General features: G+C 64.7%; 15 protein-coding genes. 5 read left to right on the forward strand and 10 right to left on the reverse strand.

The genetic code is table 11. The features are described from left to right. Positions 1 to 24 precede the first annotated feature (24 nt). From ileS to hemF, 4 genes are all read right to left on the reverse strand, one after another. On the reverse strand, positions 25 to 2,892 hold the full coding sequence (gene ileS / locus AC6RV7_RS10395) for an isoleucine--tRNA ligase (RefSeq protein ID WP_500093905.1): 2,868 nt from the start codon (positions 2,890 to 2,892) through the stop codon (positions 25 to 27). 66 nt (positions 2,893 to 2,958) lie between these two features. After that, entirely contained in the window at positions 2,959 to 4,335 is a 1,377-nt protein-coding gene (hemG, locus tag AC6RV7_RS10400; protein ID WP_500093906.1) for a protoporphyrinogen oxidase, read from the reverse strand. Positions 4,336 to 4,410: 75 nt separating this feature from the next. Next, positions 4,411 to 5,460, reverse strand: a complete 1,050-nt coding sequence (gene hemE, locus AC6RV7_RS10405; RefSeq protein ID WP_500093907.1) for a uroporphyrinogen decarboxylase — start codon at positions 5,458 to 5,460, stop codon at positions 4,411 to 4,413. Continuing rightward, positions 5,457 to 6,449, reverse strand: coding sequence for an oxygen-dependent coproporphyrinogen oxidase (gene hemF, locus AC6RV7_RS10410; RefSeq protein WP_500093908.1), 993 nt, complete (start codon positions 6,447 to 6,449; stop codon positions 5,457 to 5,459). Before hemF ends, hemE begins: the two co-directional genes overlap by 4 nt. A gap of 216 nt (positions 6,450 to 6,665) precedes the next feature. Here hemF and AC6RV7_RS10415 point away from each other — a divergent pair, with 216 nt between their 5' ends. Beyond that, positions 6,666 to 7,385, forward strand: coding sequence for a hypothetical protein (locus AC6RV7_RS10415; RefSeq protein WP_500093909.1), 720 nt, complete (start codon positions 6,666 to 6,668; stop codon positions 7,383 to 7,385). 39 nt (positions 7,386 to 7,424) lie between these two features. Here the strand turns inward: AC6RV7_RS10415 and AC6RV7_RS10420 are convergent, their stop codons facing one another. From AC6RV7_RS10420 to AC6RV7_RS10435, 4 genes are all read right to left on the reverse strand, one after another. After that, positions 7,425 to 8,453 carry a D-alanyl-D-alanine carboxypeptidase family protein gene (locus AC6RV7_RS10420; protein ID WP_500093910.1) on the reverse strand — a complete coding sequence of 343 codons (1,029 nt, stop codon included), beginning with the start codon at positions 8,451 to 8,453 and terminating at the stop codon, positions 7,425 to 7,427. A gap of 134 nt (positions 8,454 to 8,587) precedes the next feature. Further along, complete coding sequence (locus tag AC6RV7_RS10425; RefSeq protein ID WP_500093911.1) at positions 8,588 to 9,190, reverse strand: YdeI/OmpD-associated family protein; 603 nt, start codon at positions 9,188 to 9,190, stop codon at positions 8,588 to 8,590. Continuing rightward, positions 9,187 to 9,615 carry a hypothetical protein gene (locus AC6RV7_RS10430; protein WP_500093912.1) on the reverse strand — a complete coding sequence of 143 codons (429 nt, stop codon included), beginning with the start codon at positions 9,613 to 9,615 and terminating at the stop codon, positions 9,187 to 9,189. Before AC6RV7_RS10430 ends, AC6RV7_RS10425 begins: the two co-directional genes overlap by 4 nt. Positions 9,616 to 9,674: 59 nt before the next feature. Beyond that, entirely contained in the window at positions 9,675 to 11,321 is a 1,647-nt protein-coding gene (locus AC6RV7_RS10435; protein WP_500093913.1) for a peptide chain release factor 3, read from the reverse strand. A gap of 165 nt (positions 11,322 to 11,486) precedes the next feature. Between AC6RV7_RS10435 and AC6RV7_RS10440 the strand changes: the two genes are divergently transcribed. The 4 genes from AC6RV7_RS10440 to AC6RV7_RS10455 all read left to right on the forward strand — a co-directional run bounded on the left by AC6RV7_RS10440 (position 11,487) and on the right by AC6RV7_RS10455 (position 14,147). Further along, a complete protein-coding gene (locus AC6RV7_RS10440) occupies positions 11,487 to 12,386 on the forward strand; it encodes a c-type cytochrome (protein WP_500093914.1) in 900 nt (299 codons plus the stop codon). Between the two features lie 146 nt (positions 12,387 to 12,532). Then, positions 12,533 to 12,706: a hypothetical protein gene (locus AC6RV7_RS10445; RefSeq protein ID WP_500093915.1), complete on the forward strand. Its 174-nt coding sequence runs from the start codon at positions 12,533 to 12,535 to the stop codon at positions 12,704 to 12,706. A 20-nt stretch (positions 12,707 to 12,726) separates the two neighbouring features. Further along, the gene (locus AC6RV7_RS10450) at positions 12,727 to 12,894 is read left to right on the forward strand and encodes a hypothetical protein (protein WP_500093916.1); all 168 of its coding nucleotides are present in this window, start codon (positions 12,727 to 12,729) and stop codon (positions 12,892 to 12,894) included. Positions 12,895 to 12,971: 77 nt separating this feature from the next. Next, entirely contained in the window at positions 12,972 to 14,147 is a 1,176-nt protein-coding gene (locus tag AC6RV7_RS10455; protein ID WP_500093917.1) for a class I SAM-dependent rRNA methyltransferase, read from the forward strand. Between the two features lie 36 nt (positions 14,148 to 14,183). Here AC6RV7_RS10455 and AC6RV7_RS10460 read toward each other — a convergent pair whose 3' ends face one another. After that, the gene (locus tag AC6RV7_RS10460) at positions 14,184 to 14,834 is read right to left on the reverse strand and encodes a hypothetical protein (RefSeq protein ID WP_500093918.1); all 651 of its coding nucleotides are present in this window, start codon (positions 14,832 to 14,834) and stop codon (positions 14,184 to 14,186) included. A 147-nt stretch (positions 14,835 to 14,981) separates the two neighbouring features. After that, a complete protein-coding gene (gene eno / locus AC6RV7_RS10465; RefSeq protein ID WP_500093919.1) occupies positions 14,982 to 16,268 on the reverse strand; it encodes a phosphopyruvate hydratase in 1,287 nt (428 codons plus the stop codon). Positions 16,269 to 16,397 lie beyond the last annotated feature (129 nt).

The raw sequence follows: 16,397 nt of genomic DNA on the forward strand, positions 1-16,397 counted from the left end.
GGGGAGTTTTGGGGATAGGGGAGATTAGGACTTCAAGGCCTCAGCGCAACGCGGACATACGTCCTGGGGCGGCCTCGGCTCCAGCTCCGGGACCCACCGCCAGCAGCGGGGGCATCGCTGGAAATCGAGTTCGCCACACGGCCGAATGGACACGGTGAGCGCGTCACCCATGGCGGGGGCCAGAGTGACAGTGGAAACAATGAAGAGTTCGGGGAGAAATTCCCGATGCTTTTCCAGCACGCCGAGCACGTCGCTGCCCGCCGGCGCGGCGAGGGTGACCGACGCGTCGAGCGATTTGCCCAGTTTGCCGGCGGCGCGTTGCGGCTCGATGGTCTCGTTGACCTGCGCGCGAACCTTCAGCAGCGCGGCGACCTCGGCCTCGATCGTCGGATTGACCCAGGTTGCGGGTGCGACCGGCCACTCCTGCAAGTGGATCGAATCGTCGCTGTATTCTTTTTTCAACGACGCAAACGACCACGCCTCGTCCGTCGTGAACGCCAGGATCGGCGCGAGGAGCTTCACCAGCGACTGGAAGATGTGGTGGATCGCGGTCTGCGAGGATCGGCGCAGCGGCGAGTTCGTGCCGAGCGTGTAGAGCCGGTCCTTCAGGATGTCGTGATACGTCGCCGAGAGCGTGACCGAGCAGAACTGGTTGCACAGCTGGTAGACGCGGTGAAACTCGTAGTTCTCGTAAGCGACGGTGCACTGCTCGATGAGCGACGCCGTTTGATGCAGCGCCCAGCGGTCCAGCGTGTGCATCTGCTCGACCGGCACCTCGTCGCGCGCGGGCTCGAAATCGAAGAGATTCGAAAGCTGGTAGCGAAACGTGTTTCGGATCAGCCGGTAGCTTTCCGCGACGACATTGAGGATGCTGCTCGGATTCTTCAGATCCTTGTCGAGATCCGACACGCGGATGTCCTCGCGGAAATCCTGCGAGGCGATCCACAGACGGATCACGTCGGCGCCATACTGACCGACGTAGTTGTCCGAGGTCGGCGGCTTCTCGTATTGGCCGGACTTCGAGATCTTCTTCCCGTCCTTGCCCACGATGAAGCCGTGCGTGAGCACCGATTTGTAGGGCGCGGCGCCAAACGCGATCACGCTCGTCCACAGCGAGGACTGAAACCAGCCGCGGTGCTGGTCGCTGCCTTCGAGATAAAGATCGGCCGGCCAGTGCGTGCCGCCCTGGCCGTGCTTCAACACCGCCGCGTGCGAAGAACCCGAGTCGATCCACACGTCGAGCGTGTCGCGTCCGCCGGTGAGCTCGTCGGCCGACGGCCAGCCGGCCGGCAGCGTCACGCCCTCGAGAATCTCCTTGGGTGAGGCGTCATACCAGAAATTGGTGCCCCGCGTGGCCATTTTGTCGGCGACCGCGCGAATCACGCCGGCGTCGAGATATGCGTTTTTCTTCGCGTCGTAAAACGCCGGGATCGGCACACCCCAGGAGCGCTGCCGCGAGACGCACCAGTCGGGCCGCGACTCCAGCGCGCCGCGGATGCGCGCTTCGCCGTAACCCGGGATGAATTGCACGTCCTTGATTGCCGCGAGCGCCTTGGCGCGATGGCCGGCCTGGTCAAGGGAAACGAACCATTGGTCGACGGCGCGGAAAATGATCGGCGTCTTTGAACGCCAGCAGTGCGGATAACTGTGCGTGTAGCGCTGGCTCGCGAGGAGCGCGCCGGCCGCGCTGAGTTTCTTCAACACCGCGACGTTGGCGGGCGACGTGCGCTTGGCCGCGAGATCCTCCACGCTCTCGAGAGTGGTCAACCCCACGAGATCGGCAGGGACTTTGCCGTCGTCGAGATAACGGCCGTCGTCACCGACCGGGCAGTAAATCTCGAGGCCGTACTTGAGGCCGGTAAGATAATCCTCCGCGCCATGCCCCGGGGCGGTGTGCACGCAGCCGGTGCCGCTTTCGGTCGTGACGTAGTCGGCGAGGACGACGGGCGAGGCGCGATCGATGAAGGGATGACGCGGCTGGAGTTTCTCGAGCGCCTGGCCGCGCAGCGTCTGCACAACCGCGGGGGCCGTTTCCAACTTCGCAGCGGCCGCGACCTGACCGAGCAGCGCCTGCGCGACGACGATGCGTTCGGCGCCGAGATCGGCGACGACGTAGTCGATTTCTGGATGCACCGCGATCGCGAGATTGGCTGGAATCGTCCAGGGCGTGGTCGTCCAGATCACCACCGACAGCGGCTTGTCGGCGGGCAGGTTGAACTTCTTCGCCTCGTCGACCGGCACGGAAAATTTCACCCAGATCGACGGGCTGACGTGGTCCTTGTACTCGATCTCCGCCTCGGCGAGCGCGGTCTCGAACGGAATCGACCAGTAAACGGGTTTCTTGCTGCGGTAGACGATGCCCTGCGCGACGAAGGCCGCGAAGGTCCGGAGAATATCGGCTTCGTAGGCGGGCGCCTTCGTCTTGTACTCGTGCTCCCAATCCGCGAGCACGCCGAGGCGCTTGAACTGCGCGGTCTGCTTAACGATCCAGGATTCGGCAAACGCATCGCATCTGGCGCGCAGCTCCGCGGTGGTCACGGTCTGCTTCTTCTCCTGCAGCTCGCGCGAAACCTTCTGCTCGATCGGCAACCCATGGCAGTCCCAGCCGGGGACGTAAGGCGTGCGGAAACCGCGCATCGACTTGTAGCGCAGGATCAGGTCCTTGAGCGTCTTGTTGAGCGCGGTGCCGATATGGACGTCGCCGTTGGTGAAGGGCGGGCCGTCGTGCAGCACGAAGGTTTTGCCGGTCGCGGCGTTCTTCTGCTGGATCGCGGCATAGAGGCCGATCTTCTCCCAATGCGAGACGCGACCCGGCTCGCGCTGCGCGAGGCTGGCGCGCATCGGGAAATCCGTTTTAGGAAGCTGCAGCGTGTCTTTCAGATCGTGGGCCATGCCAAAGAAAAGGGCGCGAGGGTAGGCGGTGCGAAGGGTGAGTCAAGGGTGCGACGCTCGCCGGCGTCACGAGCCGTCGACGACCCGCGCCGCGAGCTTTTCGCCGGCCGCGACGCAGGCCGGCACCGAGATGCCGTCGCGAGCCTGGCCGCCGAAAAACAGCCCGCGATGCGAGCGCTCCGCGGCATTGAGCGCGCCGAGGAACTGTTCGTATCCGAGAGTGTATTGGGGAATCGCGCGCGGCCACACCCGGCGGCGCACGAAGGCCGGTTCGCCGCGCACGCCGAGCAGTTCCGCCAGATCCGGTCCGACTTCCTCGAACAATGCCGGATCGGTGAGCGTGGCCAGCTCCGGCTGGCGCGCGCCGCCGGTCATGACGGTGATCGCGACGTGACCCGCGGGGGCGCGACCGGGAAACAACGTCGACGAAAACAGCACGCCGAGCAGGCGGCGATTTTCGCGCGCGGGCACCAGCAAGCCGAAGCCGTCGAGCGGGTGCGCGACCTGCTCGAGACGGTAGCCGAGAAACAGCGACGACACGGGCGGGTGCTCGATCGCGGAGAGCGCCGCGAGCGGGCGTTCGCCGAGCGAGCCGATGCGCAATTGCGCAAGCGCCGGTGCCGGCAGCGCGACGACGATCGCGTCGAAGGTTTCGGTGTGAGTGTTGTGCGCATCATGCCAGACGACGCTCCAATTTCCGCCGGGCAAAATCGCATCGAGGGTCGCCTCGCGTTGGATTGCACCGTCGGGCAGCGCCGCGGCCAACCGGTCCGGCAGCATCTGCAGGCCTTCCGAAAACGAGAAGATCGCCGGCGCCGAACCGCCCTGTTGACGGCGTTCGCGGGCGAGCGCGAGTTGCCCGCGCAGGAGCGAGCCATGCGTCTGCTCGAGCTCCCACAACTTGGGAAAGGCGTGACGCGCGGAAAGCTTGCGTGGATCGCCGGCGTAGACGCCGCTGACGAAAGGATTCAACGCGTAATCCACGAACTCGCGGCCGAAATGAGAGCCGATAAAATCCGCGAGACTTACGTCGCTGGCGCGCACGCGGCGCCGCGCGGCGAGTTCGGAAAAAATCGCGAGCTTTGCGAGCGGCGAAAAAAGCGGCGAGCTGAGTAACGCGCGGGGTGAAAGTGGCGCGACGACGAGCCGACCGCGACGCACGAGGAAGCGTTTCTTCGCGGCCGGATTTGCCTTCACGCGCGCGGCATCGAGGCCGAGTTCGGCGATGAGCGCATCCAGCGACGGTTCGCCGGAAAGGATCGAATTGGGACCGCTTTCGACGAGCCAGCCGTCGTGCCGCTCGGTCTGGATCGCACCGCCGACGCGCTCGCTTTGCTCGAATACCCGGACCCGATGGCCAAGACGGTGCAGGCGGTGCGCGGCGGTCAGGCCGGTGATCCCGGCGCCCAGGACGGCGATCGTTTTTAAATCAGGTGCGGCCACGGACAGGCAACATGCACAAGAACGGGGGAAGTGCAGGACGCGCGGCGCCGTTTCCCGGCGGGCGTCGCGCCGCTGCTATTTGAACGTCGTGACCGTGTCGACGAGCGCTTCCATGCATTCGATTTTCGCCTGCGGCATGATGCCATGGCCGAGGTTGAAGATGTGGCCCGGAATGCCGCGCATCGATTCCAACAACCGCCGCGTTTCGTGACGGACGATCTCGGGCGTGGTGTTGAGCAGCACGGGATCGAGATTGCCCTGGAGCGCGATCGGCGGCCGGCCGGCGGACGGCGCGGCGCGCAATTGGCGCGCCAGCGTGGAAAGATCGCTCGTCCAATCGACGCTCAACACCCGCACGCCGCTCGTCGCCTGCGCGGCATGATGCGGTGCGGTGCCTTTCGCGTAGAGGATGACCGGGAAATCGCGCGGTAGCGCGGCGACGATCTCGCGGATCCATTTCAGCGAAGCCGCTTCGTAATCGGCCCCGGCGACGATGCCACCCCACGAATCGAAGATCTGAATCGCGTCGGCTCCCGCGCGAATCTGCATTTGGAAATACGCGATCAGCGCGGCGGTCAGCTTGCCGAGCAGCGCGTCGAACGCGGGCCGGTCGGTATAGAACAGATGCTTGATGCGCTCGAATTCGTCGGAGCTGCCGCCCTCGACCATGTAGGTGGCGAGCGTCCACGGCGAACCGCCGAAACCGAGCAACGCCTTTTCTCCGGCGAGCTCCTTTTTCAGGAGCGCGAGCGTTTCCGCGACATAGTTGAGCCGCTCCGGCACGGCGTCGGGCGCGGCGAGCGCATCGATCTGCGCGCGTGTTTCGAGGCGAAACTCCATCGCGATTCCGCCCTGATCGCGAAAGCGGTAGCCCTGGCCGAGCGCTTCGGGAATCACGAGGATGTCCGAAAACAGGATCGCGGCATCGAGCGCGAAGCGCCGCAGCGGCTGCAGCGTGACCTCGGTCGCGAGCGCGGGCGTGCGCACCATTTCGAGAAACGACGACTTCGCCTTCAACGCGCGGTATTCCGGCAGGTAGCGGCCGGCCTGGCGCATGATCCAGAGCGGCGGGCGTTCGAGCGGTTGGCAGGCGCAGGCGGAGAGGAAGCGTTCGCGGGACGTCATGAAGGAGGCTGAGGGTTAGGCGTCGACGGCGGCGTGTCGAACCGCAACCAGTCCTGCGGCTTCAGGAAAACGTCGTAGAGCCGCGCTTCGGGCGAGTCGGACTCCGGCCGCCAGTCGTAATCCCAGCGGACGAGCGGTGGGAGCGACATGAGAATCGATTCCGTGCGGCCGCCGGATTGCAGGCCGAACAGCGTGCCGCGGTCCCACACGAGGTTGAACTCCACGTAACGGCCGCGACGGTAGAGTTGAAACTGGCGCTCGCGATCGCTGAAGGGCGTGGCCTTTCGCCGCTCGACGATCGGCCGGTAGGCCGGAAGAAACGCATCGCCGACCGAACGCATCAGCGCGAAGGAGCGCTCGAAACCGAGGGCGTTGAAATCGTCGAAAAACAAACCGCCGAGCCCGCGCGGCTCCTGGCGATGCTTGAGAAAGAAATAGTCGTCGCACCAGCGTTTGAAACGCGGATACAACGCATCACCGAACGGGGCGACGGCGTCGTGTGCGACGCGATGCCAGTGGATCGCATCCGCTTCGAAGCCATAGTAAGGCGTGAGATCGAAACCCCCGCCGAACCACCAGGTTGGCACGGCGGACGCGGAGCCGGACGACGAAGACGTTGATTCGAGGGATTCCGCCGTGGCGAAGAAACGCACGTTCATGTGCGTGGTCGGCACGTAGGGATTGCGCGGGTGGATGACCAGCGAAACGCCGAGCGCGTGATAGGCTTTGCCGGCGAGTTCGGGACGGTGGGCGGTCGCGGACGGTGGCAGCGAGGCGCCCTGGACGTGCGAGAAGTTCACCCCGGCTTTTTCGAAAACGGCGCCGTTTTCCAGCACGCGCGACCGTCCGCCGCCACCATGTTCCGGTCGTTGCCAGGCGTCTTCGCGAAACCGGCCCGCACCATCCAAGGACTCGAGCGCGGCACAAATCGCATCCTGCAGCGCGAGCAGGTAAGCTTTGACGGCGGAAATGTCGGGCTGATTCGCCATGCGGGCGGAGAGCAGAGCGCGAACCGCCGGCGAGAACGAGAAGGATTTTTCCTTCCGGAAAACGGCGCCAGCAGAGTGTCATACATTATATGACACTCTGATTGGGACTGTAGGACGAAAATGAGGGGGTGGTTGACGGGTTTGCTAGAGTTCGCGTTGGACAGCTGGCGGGGTGCGCTGGCTTGATCGAGCTTCCGTGTTTTTTCGTCTTTTGAAATGAACTCCGCCGCTTTGACCACGATAGCGTTCACGGGATTTACCGTGGCGTTTCTGCATGCGGCGATGCCGACGCACTGGCTGCCTTTCGTGCTGGTGGCGCGGGCGCGACAATGGTCGCGGGCCAAGACGCTGGGCGTGACGCTGTTCGCCGGGCTGGGGCACGTGGGGCTGACGAGTCTGCTCGGACTGGCGATCGCGTGGTTCGGGTTTCAGATCAACCACGAAGTTGGCGAAGCGTTTCCCTGGATCGCGGGCGGCGTGTTGTTCGCCGTCGGCGCTTACTATATCTGGCGGCAACTGCGCGGCAAAGGCATCTGTCACCATCCGATTCCCGGCGGACATCATCACGCGAGCGAGGCCTGCGGGCACGAAGCGGAGCACAGCCATTGGGAACATGAGCTGGCGGACAGCGGCATCGCTTCGGATCGCAAGGGCGATCTCGCGGCGATCGGCGGACTCTTTCTGATGTTAACGCTTTCGCCCTGCGAAGGCTTTCTGCCGGTTTATCTGTCGGGCGTGCAGTTCGGTTGGCGGGGTTTTGTGGTGCTGAGCGTCATCCTCGCGGTGGCGGCGCTCGCGGGCATGGCGCTCGTGACCTGGCTCGCGCTGATGGGGCTCGACCGCTTCAAGATCCGCTATTTCGAGCGGCGCGAAGCGGGGACCATCGGCACGCTGTTTTGCGTGCTGGGTCTCGTCGTGATGGCGATCGGCCATTGAGACCGCGCCGACGGGGGCCGCGCCCGGTTCGCGGCCAGATCAGCGGCGGGTCGCCGGTAGTGAAAATTTAATGACAGGCGGCGCGTCGTCGGTTTCGGCATCGGCTTCCTCGTCGACCGGCGCGGGGGAAATCGGCGAATCGGCCGGCGTGATCAGCGGCGCGGGCGCGGCGGAGACAAAAGCCGGGCCATTGGCCGGCAGCGCGGAGAAGCCGCGCTCGATCAGCTCGGCGACTTTGAGGTCGCGCATCTTGCGATCGCTGCTGCCCATCATCACCACGATGACGCGGCGCTGATTGCGCTGCGCGGTGGCGGCGAGACAGAAACCGGCGCCGTTGGTGAAACCCGTTTTCAACCCGTCGACGCCGGCGACACGGCCGAGCAGGTGGTTGTGGTTCGTCATCGCGACTGGTTGGGCGCGCTGGCTGGCGCCGAAGGCGCGCGTGCGAACGGAGGTGTATTTGAGAATGTCGGTTTTCAGCAGCAGCTCGCGCGACAGCAGGGCGAAGTCGCGGGGCGTGGTGAGATCGCCTTCGGAAATTTTTCGGCTCGCGGGCGGGAGCCCGTGCGGCGTGCGGAAGGTCGTCTGCGTCATGCCGATCTCGCGCGCCTTCGCGTTCATCAGGTCGACGAAGGCGGGGACCGAGCCGGCGGCGGTGCGGGCGAGCGCGTAGGCGGCGTCGTTCGCGGACTGGATCATCATCGCATAAAGCAATTCTTCGACCGGAAACGTCTCGCCCTCCTTCAACCATACCTGGGTGCCGCCGATGCGCGAGTCGGCGGCGGTGACGGTGACCGGCGTCTGCAGCGTGAGCGTGCCGTTCTCCAGTTTGTCGTGGAGCACGAGAAACGTCATGAGTTTCGTCATGCTGGCGGGCGGGCTCGGATCGCTCTGGTGATCCTCAAAAAGGATCTGGCCGGTGGCGGCGTCCATCGTGACGGCGCCTTTGTAGGCGACGGCTGACGCGGCGCGAGCGGGCGCGGACTTTGGCGCCGCGCTGGCGGTGAATGGGGCGAGGGCCGCGGAGGCGAGCAGGGACGCGACGATCAGACGGCGCACGAAAATCATGCGCGGACAAAGAAAGTTTTTTCGCCAGTCGCGCGAGACGAAAGCAGTCCACGCACGCAAGCGTCTCAACCGATCGGATTAACAGCGACGAAGCGCTGGGCGGAACGGCCAGGCGGCGCGGCTCGAACGCGTGGTCAGCGCGCGGGCGGGGCCGCGAACGCGAACGGCTTCATCAGATCCACGCGCCGGTCGGCGGCGGAGGCGGCGATCACCGTGGCGAGGCGACGCTCGCGCGTGGCATCCTGCTTCGCGCTGACGACCCACCAGATCAACGTGCGCCGATAGCTGGGCGGTTGCGCCAACCAGAACGTCCACGCGCGGCGATGCGTGCGGAACGATTTTTCGAGTGGGAGAGGGAATTTCTCCGGGCGATTTTCGAACGAATACGCGGGCGCTTTCTTCGTGTCGCGCGCTTCGAACGCCGCGAGTCCGGCGGGATGCATGCGGCCTGCCGCCTTGAGACGCGCGATGTGGCGGAGATTGACGCTGCTCCAGTTGCTGCCCGGACGCCGCCGCGTGAAGCGTTGCATGTAGCTGTCGGCGTCGATCGATCTGAGGACGCCGTCGATCCAGCCGAAGCAAAGCGCCTCGTCCAACGCTTCGCGGTAAACCAGACCGCCGCGACCGGACGCTTTTTTATAGAACAAAATCCAGAGTTCCGCGGCGCTGGCGTGGTGGCGTTCGAGCCACGCGCGGAACTCCGCGGCGGAGGCGAACGGTTGCGGGCGGACGTTCATGGATGGCCGTCGAGTCCGTGGCGCGCGGCGCGCGATGATTTCGATTTCTTCTTCGCGGGAGGGACGATGCCGAAACGCGGATCGCGTGCGCCGGCGAGAGTGACGAGTTGGCGGGCCACTTTCTCGAAGGCGTCGGCCGACTCCGGGAGGTAGAGCCACTTCGGTAGAATCGGATGCGGACGCAGATCGGAGAAATCTGCGAGCAGCGCGGCGTGGTGTTCGCGTTCGGTGCAGACCATCACGCCGCGCCAGGGATCTTCTTTTGCGACAAAATGCAGGCTGAGCCGGCCGGCGATGTAGAGCGACTGGCCGCTGAACATGCGGCGCAGCTCGACGTCGTGGCGGGAAAGCAGCGGCTCCCAAAGCCACGCGTAAGGATGAACCGGCGTGGCGCGAACGCGGGGGCGATCGAGCGGAATGCGCATGAGCCCCGACGATGGCGAATCGCGACGGCGGATCGACGCTTTTTGTGCGAACGGCGCGCTCAGCGCGTCTGTTCGAGCGGGAGATCGTGCAACTGGATGGACGGATTCTTTTCCAGGAAATACCGCATCGTCCACTCGTTCGGGAAAAGACCGACGGGCTGCTCGAGCTTGTCGGTGCCGAAGGCGACACCGGTTGCGACGATCAGCGTCGTGAGATCGGGGAGCTTTGCGCCGGGTTCCTTGGGCGAGACCCATTTCAACAAGGTCCACGGCGCCGGATCGAGGCGCGAGGCGGCGTTGTATTCGCTCTCGAGGCGGAATTGCACGACCTCGAACTGCAGCTGGCCGACGGCGGCGAGCAACGTGGCGGTGGTCATACCGGCGCGCAGGTTGATCGATTGGACGACGCCTTCCTGCAGGAGCTGATCGAGACCGGCGCGGAATTTCTTCGCGTCGGAAGGATTCGGATTCGTGATGAACGAGAACACCTCCGGCGGGAAGCGTGGGATTTCGTCGAACAGGATCGATTTGTCCTCGGTCAACGTGTCCCCGATCCCGAGTGCTTCGTGGCCGACGAGCCCGACGACGTCGCCGGGCCACGCTTCGTTCACCGTTTCGCGTTCCTGGCCGAAGAGTTTTTGCGACGAGGAAAGCCGGATGGTGCGGCCGGTGCGTTGATGCGTGACGGTCATGTCGCGCTCGAACTTCCCGGAGCAGACGCGCACGAACGCGATGCGGTCGCGGTGCTTCGGATCCATGTTGGCCTGGATCTTGAAAACGAAGCCGGAAAATTTCGGGTAGGTGACGGGGACGATGCGGTCGGGAGAATCTGAGATTTCAGATTTGAAACTTGAAGTCGGGGCGGAGCGCCGGGGCGCGGGCGGAACCGAGTCCTTGAGAAAGCCGTCGAGCAGGAGCTGGATGCCGAAGTTATTCACGGCGCTGCCGAAATAGACGGGCGTCTGGCGGCCGGCGCGGACGGCCTCGAGGTCGAACGGATGGCCGGCACCGTCGAGCATCTCGAGCTGTTCCTTCACCTGCTCGTAGGTGTAGTCGTCGAGTTTGTTGCGCACGGCGGGATCCTCGAGCGAGGTCACTTCCACGGGGGCGTGGTAGGCGCCGCCCGGCACGCGTTCGAAGAGGTGGACTTGCCGTGTCCGCCGATCGAATACGCCGCGGAAGGAGGGGCCGTTGCCGAGCGGCCAGATGACGGGCGACGATTGCAGGCCGAGCACGCTTTCCAACTCGTCGAGGAGTTCGAGCGGGTTGCGCGTCGGACGGTCGCACTTGTTCATGAACGTGAAGATGGGCACGCCGCGGCGGCGGCAGACCTCGAAGAGCTTGCGGGTCTGCGCTTCGACACCCTTGGCGGCGTCGATCACCATCAGCGCGGCGTCGACGGCGGTGAGCACGCGGTAGGTATCCTCGGAAAAGTCTTTGTGGCCTGGCGTGTCGAGCAGGTTGACCGCGTAGCCGGTGTAGTCGAACTGGAGCACCGTCGAGCTGACGGAGATGCCGCGCTGTTTCTCGAGTTCCATCCAGTCGGAGGCCGTGGCCCGCTGTTGCTTGCGCGCGGTGACGGAGCCCGCGAGATGGATGGCGTTGCCGTAGAGCAGGAATTTTTCCGTGAGCGTAGTTTTGCCGGCGTCCGGATGGGAGATGATGGCGAAGGTGCGGCGGCGGGCGATTTCTTGGGCGGGAGACACGGGAGCGGTGGACTGTGGGCGATCGGCGGTGGACGGAGGAAGTCGGTCAGCAAACCGCGGCCAGGCGGGCGAGGGAAGCGTTTTCTCCGGGCGCACCCGGGATGGGTCGAAAGGCGAAGCAACGGACGCTTGCCTCCATCGCGAGCTGAATGCGAATTCCTCGGTATGTCCCGCACACTCAAAGCCCTTGGATACATCGTCGGCGGCCTGGTCGCTGTGATCGCGCTCGCCATCGGAACCGTTTACTTCGTCAGCAATGCCCGGCTGCAGAAAACGTTTCACGTGGAGCCGCGGGCGGTGGCGATTCCCACGGAGGCCGCGGCGATCGAGCGGGGACGGCATCTTGCCGAGACGCGTGGGTGCAACGATTGTCACGGCCGCGACTACGCGGGTGGCAAAGTGATCGATGACCCGGCGATGGGCCTGGTGCGGGGGCCCAATCTCACGGGCGGCCGCGGCGGACGCGTGGCCCAGTTTACCGATGCGGACTGGGTGCGGGCGATCCGACATGGCGTGGGGCCGGATGGCCGCGGGTTATTCGTGATGCCGTCGGAGGAGTATTCACATTTCTCGGACGCGGATCTGGGCGCACTGATCGCGTTCATGAAAACCGTGGCGGCGGTGGATCAGGAGCGCGTGCCGATTCAACTCGGGCCGGTGTCACGAGTCCTCCTCGCGACCGGCAAGATGAAACTCGCGGCGGACGCGATCGATCACGCGAAGCTGCAGCCGTCGGTCGTCGCGATGGGGGAAACCGTCGAATATGGCCGCTATGTGGCCGCGAGCTGCATCGGCTGTCATGGCCCGACCTTTGCCGGTGGCAAAATCGACATCGGACCGCCGAGCTGGCCCGCGGCGGCGAACCTCACGCCGCATGCTGACGGGCGCCTCGCCAACTGGACGCAGGAGGAATTCGTGCAGACGATGCGCAGCGCCCGGCGGCCGGACGGCACGGAGTTCGATCCGGTCATGCCGCGGGCGTTCGGACAGATGAACGACACGGAGCTGAAGGCGCTGTGGCTGTTTTTCCGGAGCCTGCCGGCATTACCGCTGGGCGCGCGGTAAACGGCTGCGTTCAGGCAAGTTGAATTCGTCATCTCCGCGCCCCGGAAACGCGCGGGGTCCCGTGGATCTTTGTAAGAAAAACGTCAAGAAGGGGGCGTAAATGCAAACCCGGCTCGCTTTTCCGGTGAATGCATTAGTGTGTTCTCATGCTTTCCCTGATGACCCTCGGGATGATTTCCCTCGCCATTGTCTACGTCTTCGGCGCGTTGAAACTGATTGCCGCGGCGGCGAATGCGCCGGTGGGGTATGAGGACGAGGCCGGATTTCATTTCGGGCTCGAGATGAAGCCGGTGCGGGGCTCCGACGAGACGCGTAGCTGAAAAACTGCAAAAACTTGGTGATGGTGGTTCAAGTTTTTGCAGAAGTGGCCGAAGTGGAGCAGTTGATGAAAGCGATCATTTCGATGCTGGGATTCTTCGCGTTCGCGGCGTTTTTTGGCATCGCACTGGTGAGCGCGAAGTGGAATGAGCGCTACGAATACGAGCCCTTCGAAGACGACCGGAGCTGAGCTGCTCCCGGGGCAGGTGAGCGAGAAATCGCGCGTTTTTTCGTCGCGCGCGCAAGGTTTTGCCCGAGCGTAAGCGCGTGTCCGCGATCCCTGCGCTCAAGCTCAAACCCAACGTCAAACCCCGCGTGCTGGCCGGACATCCCTGGGTGTTCGCCAACGAAGTCGAAGCCCTGCTGCCGGCCGATCACGACGGTGTCGTGGTGGAATGCCGGGATCGCGGCGGCCGTTTTCTGGGCAGCGGGATCTACAACTCGAAGTCGCAGATTGTGTGGCGGCGACTCAGCCGGGATCGCGTCGCGCTCGACGAACATTATCTGCGAACGGCGATCGCCGCGGCGGTTGCGCGTCGTGACGCGACGGATACGGACCGGGCGCGCCGGTTGATCTGGAGCGAGTCGGACGATCTGCCGGGTCTGGTCGTCGACCAGTTCGATGGGGCGCTGGTGGTGCAGATTCAGACGCTGGCGATGGAGCGGCATATGCAGACGATCGGGGAGCTGCTGGCGGAGCGACTCGGACCCGAGGAGGTCATCTTTCGCAACGATGCGCCGATCCGCCGGCTGGAAGGCCTGCCGCTCGAAGTGCACACGCGCTCGGGGCGCACGTGGGAACCGCGGTGGATGCGGGTCGGGGGGTTCGATTACTGGCTCGATCTGCAAGGCGGACAGAAAACCGGATTCTATCTCGATCAACGCGAGCAGCACGCCGCGGTCGCGAGGTATTGCGCGGGAAAACGCGTGCTGGATGCGTTCTGCAATCAGGGGCCGTTTTCGTTGCACGCGGCGCGCGCGGGCGCGGCGAAGGTGCTTGGCTTGGACAGTGCGGACGATGCGATCGCGGCGGCGCGGCGGAATGCGGAGCGCAACGGTGTGCGGGCGGAGTTCGGCGTGGCGAATGTCTTCGACTGGTTCAACGATCCGGCGCGCGGACACGAGCCGGCGTGGGATGTCATCGTGCTGGACCCGCCGCCGTTCGCGAAATCGAAGAGCGCGCTGGCGGGAGCGCTCCGTGGCTACAAGGAAATCAATCTCCGGGCGATGCAGCGGCTCGCGCCCGGCGGCGTCCTGGCGACCTACACTTGCTCGCATCACATGCACGATGCGGAGCTGCGCAACGTGCTCGCCGAGGCGGCCGCCGATGCGAAGCGAAAGGTGCGAGTGCTCGAGTTTTGTCACCAGCCGGCGGATCATCCGGTGCTGGTGACGATGCCGGAGAGCGAATATCTGCGCGGCTACATCGTGCGCGTGGACTGACGCGCGAACGCGGCGGGCAGCGGCGCCAAGCGCGACTTACCGCAGCGCGGCTTCGAGCTCGCGGCGCATGGCGCGCATCGAGTCGAGGGTCTTCTGCAGCTCTGCCTTTTCTTCCTTGGTCTGAGCCTGGGAGATCGCCTCGAGCATGTCCTTTTCTTCTTCCATCATCGCGACCCGCTCGCGGGCGATGTTGGCGCGATCGTCGCTCGATTGTCCGCCGAAGATGGAAAAGAACTTCGAGACCTTCGGGCCGTTCAACGTTTCGTCGAGCGCGGTGGGTTTCGTGTTCTGTTTTTCCGCGGCAATCTCGCGGTCCTGTTTGGCGAGCTGACGATCCAGTTCGGTGATGCGGTCCTTGCGCACTTCGACGCGCGGAAGCACGGTGGCGGGTTCTTCGGCCGCGGGAGTTTTCGCGTCGGATTTCGCGCTGGTGGCGGGCGCCGACGCAGCCGGAGGCGGCACCTGGCTTTGCGACTCGCGTTTGGCGGATTCTTTCTTGGTCGCCTCGTTTTTCGCGTATTTGCGCGCGAGGTGATCGGCGAGGCGGGCTTTGATTTCTTCCTCGGAGGCCTGCTTTTTCTCGGTCGGGGCCGGCGGGTTTTCCGTGGCGGCCGGCGGCGGCGTCTCGGCGGCGGGGCAGGCGATCGCGGCGAGGAACAAGAACGGAAGATAGCGGCGGGAGTTCATGGGGATCGGCAGGGGCAAGTTAATCCCGTTCGAAGTGGAGTCGAGGGGATTGGACGCGTTTCCCGGCCGCAGGTTCGGCGGAAGCGGAAAAGAAAAAGGCCGGTCGAAAACGACCGGCCTAGGAAACGGAATTCGGCGACGAACGGCTTATAGGCCGCGCATCTTGCCACCGTAGATCGCGCTGGCGCCGAGCTCTTCCTCGATGCGGAGGAGCTGGTTGTATTTTGCGACGCGGTCGGTGCGGCAGAGGGAGCCGGTCTTGATCTGGCCGGCGTTGGTCGCGACGGCGATGTCCGCGATCGTGACGTCCTCGGTCTCGCCGGAGCGGTGCGAGATGACGGCGGTGTAGTTGGCTTCTTTGGCCATCTCGACGGCGTCGAGCGTTTCGGTGAGCGAGCCGATTTGGTTAACTTTGACCAGGATCGAATTCGCGGTGCCGGTCTCAATGCCCTTTTTGAGGAACTCGGTGTTGGTGACGAAGAGATCGTCGCCGACGAGCTGCACGCGATCGCCGATGGCGTCCGTGAGTTTTTTCCACGTGGCCCAGTCACCCTCGGCGCAACCGTCTTCGATCGAGACGATCGGGTATTTCGAGGTGAGCTGCTTGTAGAATTCGACCATCTCGTCGCCGGAGAGGACGCGGCCGTCGGACTTCTTGAAGATGTAGCTCTTCTTTTCCTTCACGTAAAACTCGGAGGAAGCGACGTCGAGGGCGAGGTGGACGTTCTTGCCGAGCTTGTAGCCGGCGTTCTTCACGGCGAGGGCGATGGCGTCGAGCGCGGCCTCGGTGGATTCGAGTTTCGGGGCGAAACCGCCCTCGTCGCCGACCGCGGTGGCGAGGCCCTTGTCTTTGAGGACCTTCTTCAGCGCGTGGAAGATTTCGCAGCCCATGCGGAGACCTTCGGAGAAGGACTTCGCGCCGGTGGGCATGATCATGAATTCCTGAAAGTCGATCGGAGCGTCGGAGTGCGCGCCGCCGTTCATGATGTTCATCATCGGCACGGGGAGGACCTTGGCGTTGGGGCCGCCGATGTATTTATAGAGCGGAACGCCGATGGCGTTGGCGGCGGCCTTGGCCGTGGCGAGGGAGACGCCGAGGATGGCGTTGGCGCCGAGCTTCGACTTGGTGGCGGTGCCGTCGAGCTTGAGCATGGCGCGGTCGATGCCGACCTGGTCGAGGGCGTCGAAACCGATGAGCGCCGGCGCGATCTTGGACTTCACGTTGGCCACCGCCTTCTGGGTGCCCTTGCCGCCGTAGCGGGCCTTGTCGCCGTCGCGCAACTCGATCGCCTCGTGTTCGCCGGTGGAGGCACCGGAGGGAACCGCGGCGCGGCCGAGCGCACCGGAGGAGAGTTTGACGTCGACTTCGACGGTGGGATTGCCGCGCGAATCGATGATCTCGCGGGCCGTGATGGCGGTGATCGTGGTGCTCATGATGAAAGGAAACGCTCACGTGTGGCGACTTGGGTGCGGCGGAGCAAGTCTCGCCTGCGTCTTCGGCAGGAAACGCGGCGGGAAGGCCAAAAAATGGCGGACAGGCGGCAAGGCCTGGTGGCGGCGCGG

This window comes from Opitutus sp. sgz309028 (assembly GCF_059821195.1).

Excerpts from the sequence above, each read along its gene's own strand:
- ileS (WP_500093905.1), bottom strand. The coding sequence starts at position 2,892 with ATGGCCCACGATCTGAAAGACACGCTGCAGCTTCCTAAAACGGATTTC.
- hemE (WP_500093907.1), bottom strand. The coding sequence starts at position 5,460 with ATGACGTCCCGCGAACGCTTCCTCTCCGCCTGCGCCTGCCAACCGCTC.
- hemF (WP_500093908.1), bottom strand. The coding sequence starts at position 6,449 with ATGGCGAATCAGCCCGACATTTCCGCCGTCAAAGCTTACCTGCTCGCG.
- AC6RV7_RS10415 (WP_500093909.1), top strand. The coding sequence starts at position 6,666 with ATGAACTCCGCCGCTTTGACCACGATAGCGTTCACGGGATTTACCGTG.
- AC6RV7_RS10420 (WP_500093910.1), bottom strand. The coding sequence starts at position 8,453 with ATGATTTTCGTGCGCCGTCTGATCGTCGCGTCCCTGCTCGCCTCCGCG.
- AC6RV7_RS10425 (WP_500093911.1), bottom strand. The coding sequence starts at position 9,190 with ATGAACGTCCGCCCGCAACCGTTCGCCTCCGCCGCGGAGTTCCGCGCG.
- AC6RV7_RS10430 (WP_500093912.1), bottom strand. The coding sequence starts at position 9,615 with ATGCGCATTCCGCTCGATCGCCCCCGCGTTCGCGCCACGCCGGTTCAT.
- AC6RV7_RS10440 (WP_500093914.1), top strand. The coding sequence starts at position 11,487 with ATGTCCCGCACACTCAAAGCCCTTGGATACATCGTCGGCGGCCTGGTC.
- AC6RV7_RS10445 (WP_500093915.1), top strand. The coding sequence starts at position 12,533 with ATGCTTTCCCTGATGACCCTCGGGATGATTTCCCTCGCCATTGTCTAC.
- AC6RV7_RS10450 (WP_500093916.1), top strand. The coding sequence starts at position 12,727 with ATGGTGGTTCAAGTTTTTGCAGAAGTGGCCGAAGTGGAGCAGTTGATG.
- AC6RV7_RS10460 (WP_500093918.1), bottom strand. The coding sequence starts at position 14,834 with ATGAACTCCCGCCGCTATCTTCCGTTCTTGTTCCTCGCCGCGATCGCC.
- eno (WP_500093919.1), bottom strand. The coding sequence starts at position 16,268 with ATGAGCACCACGATCACCGCCATCACGGCCCGCGAGATCATCGATTCG.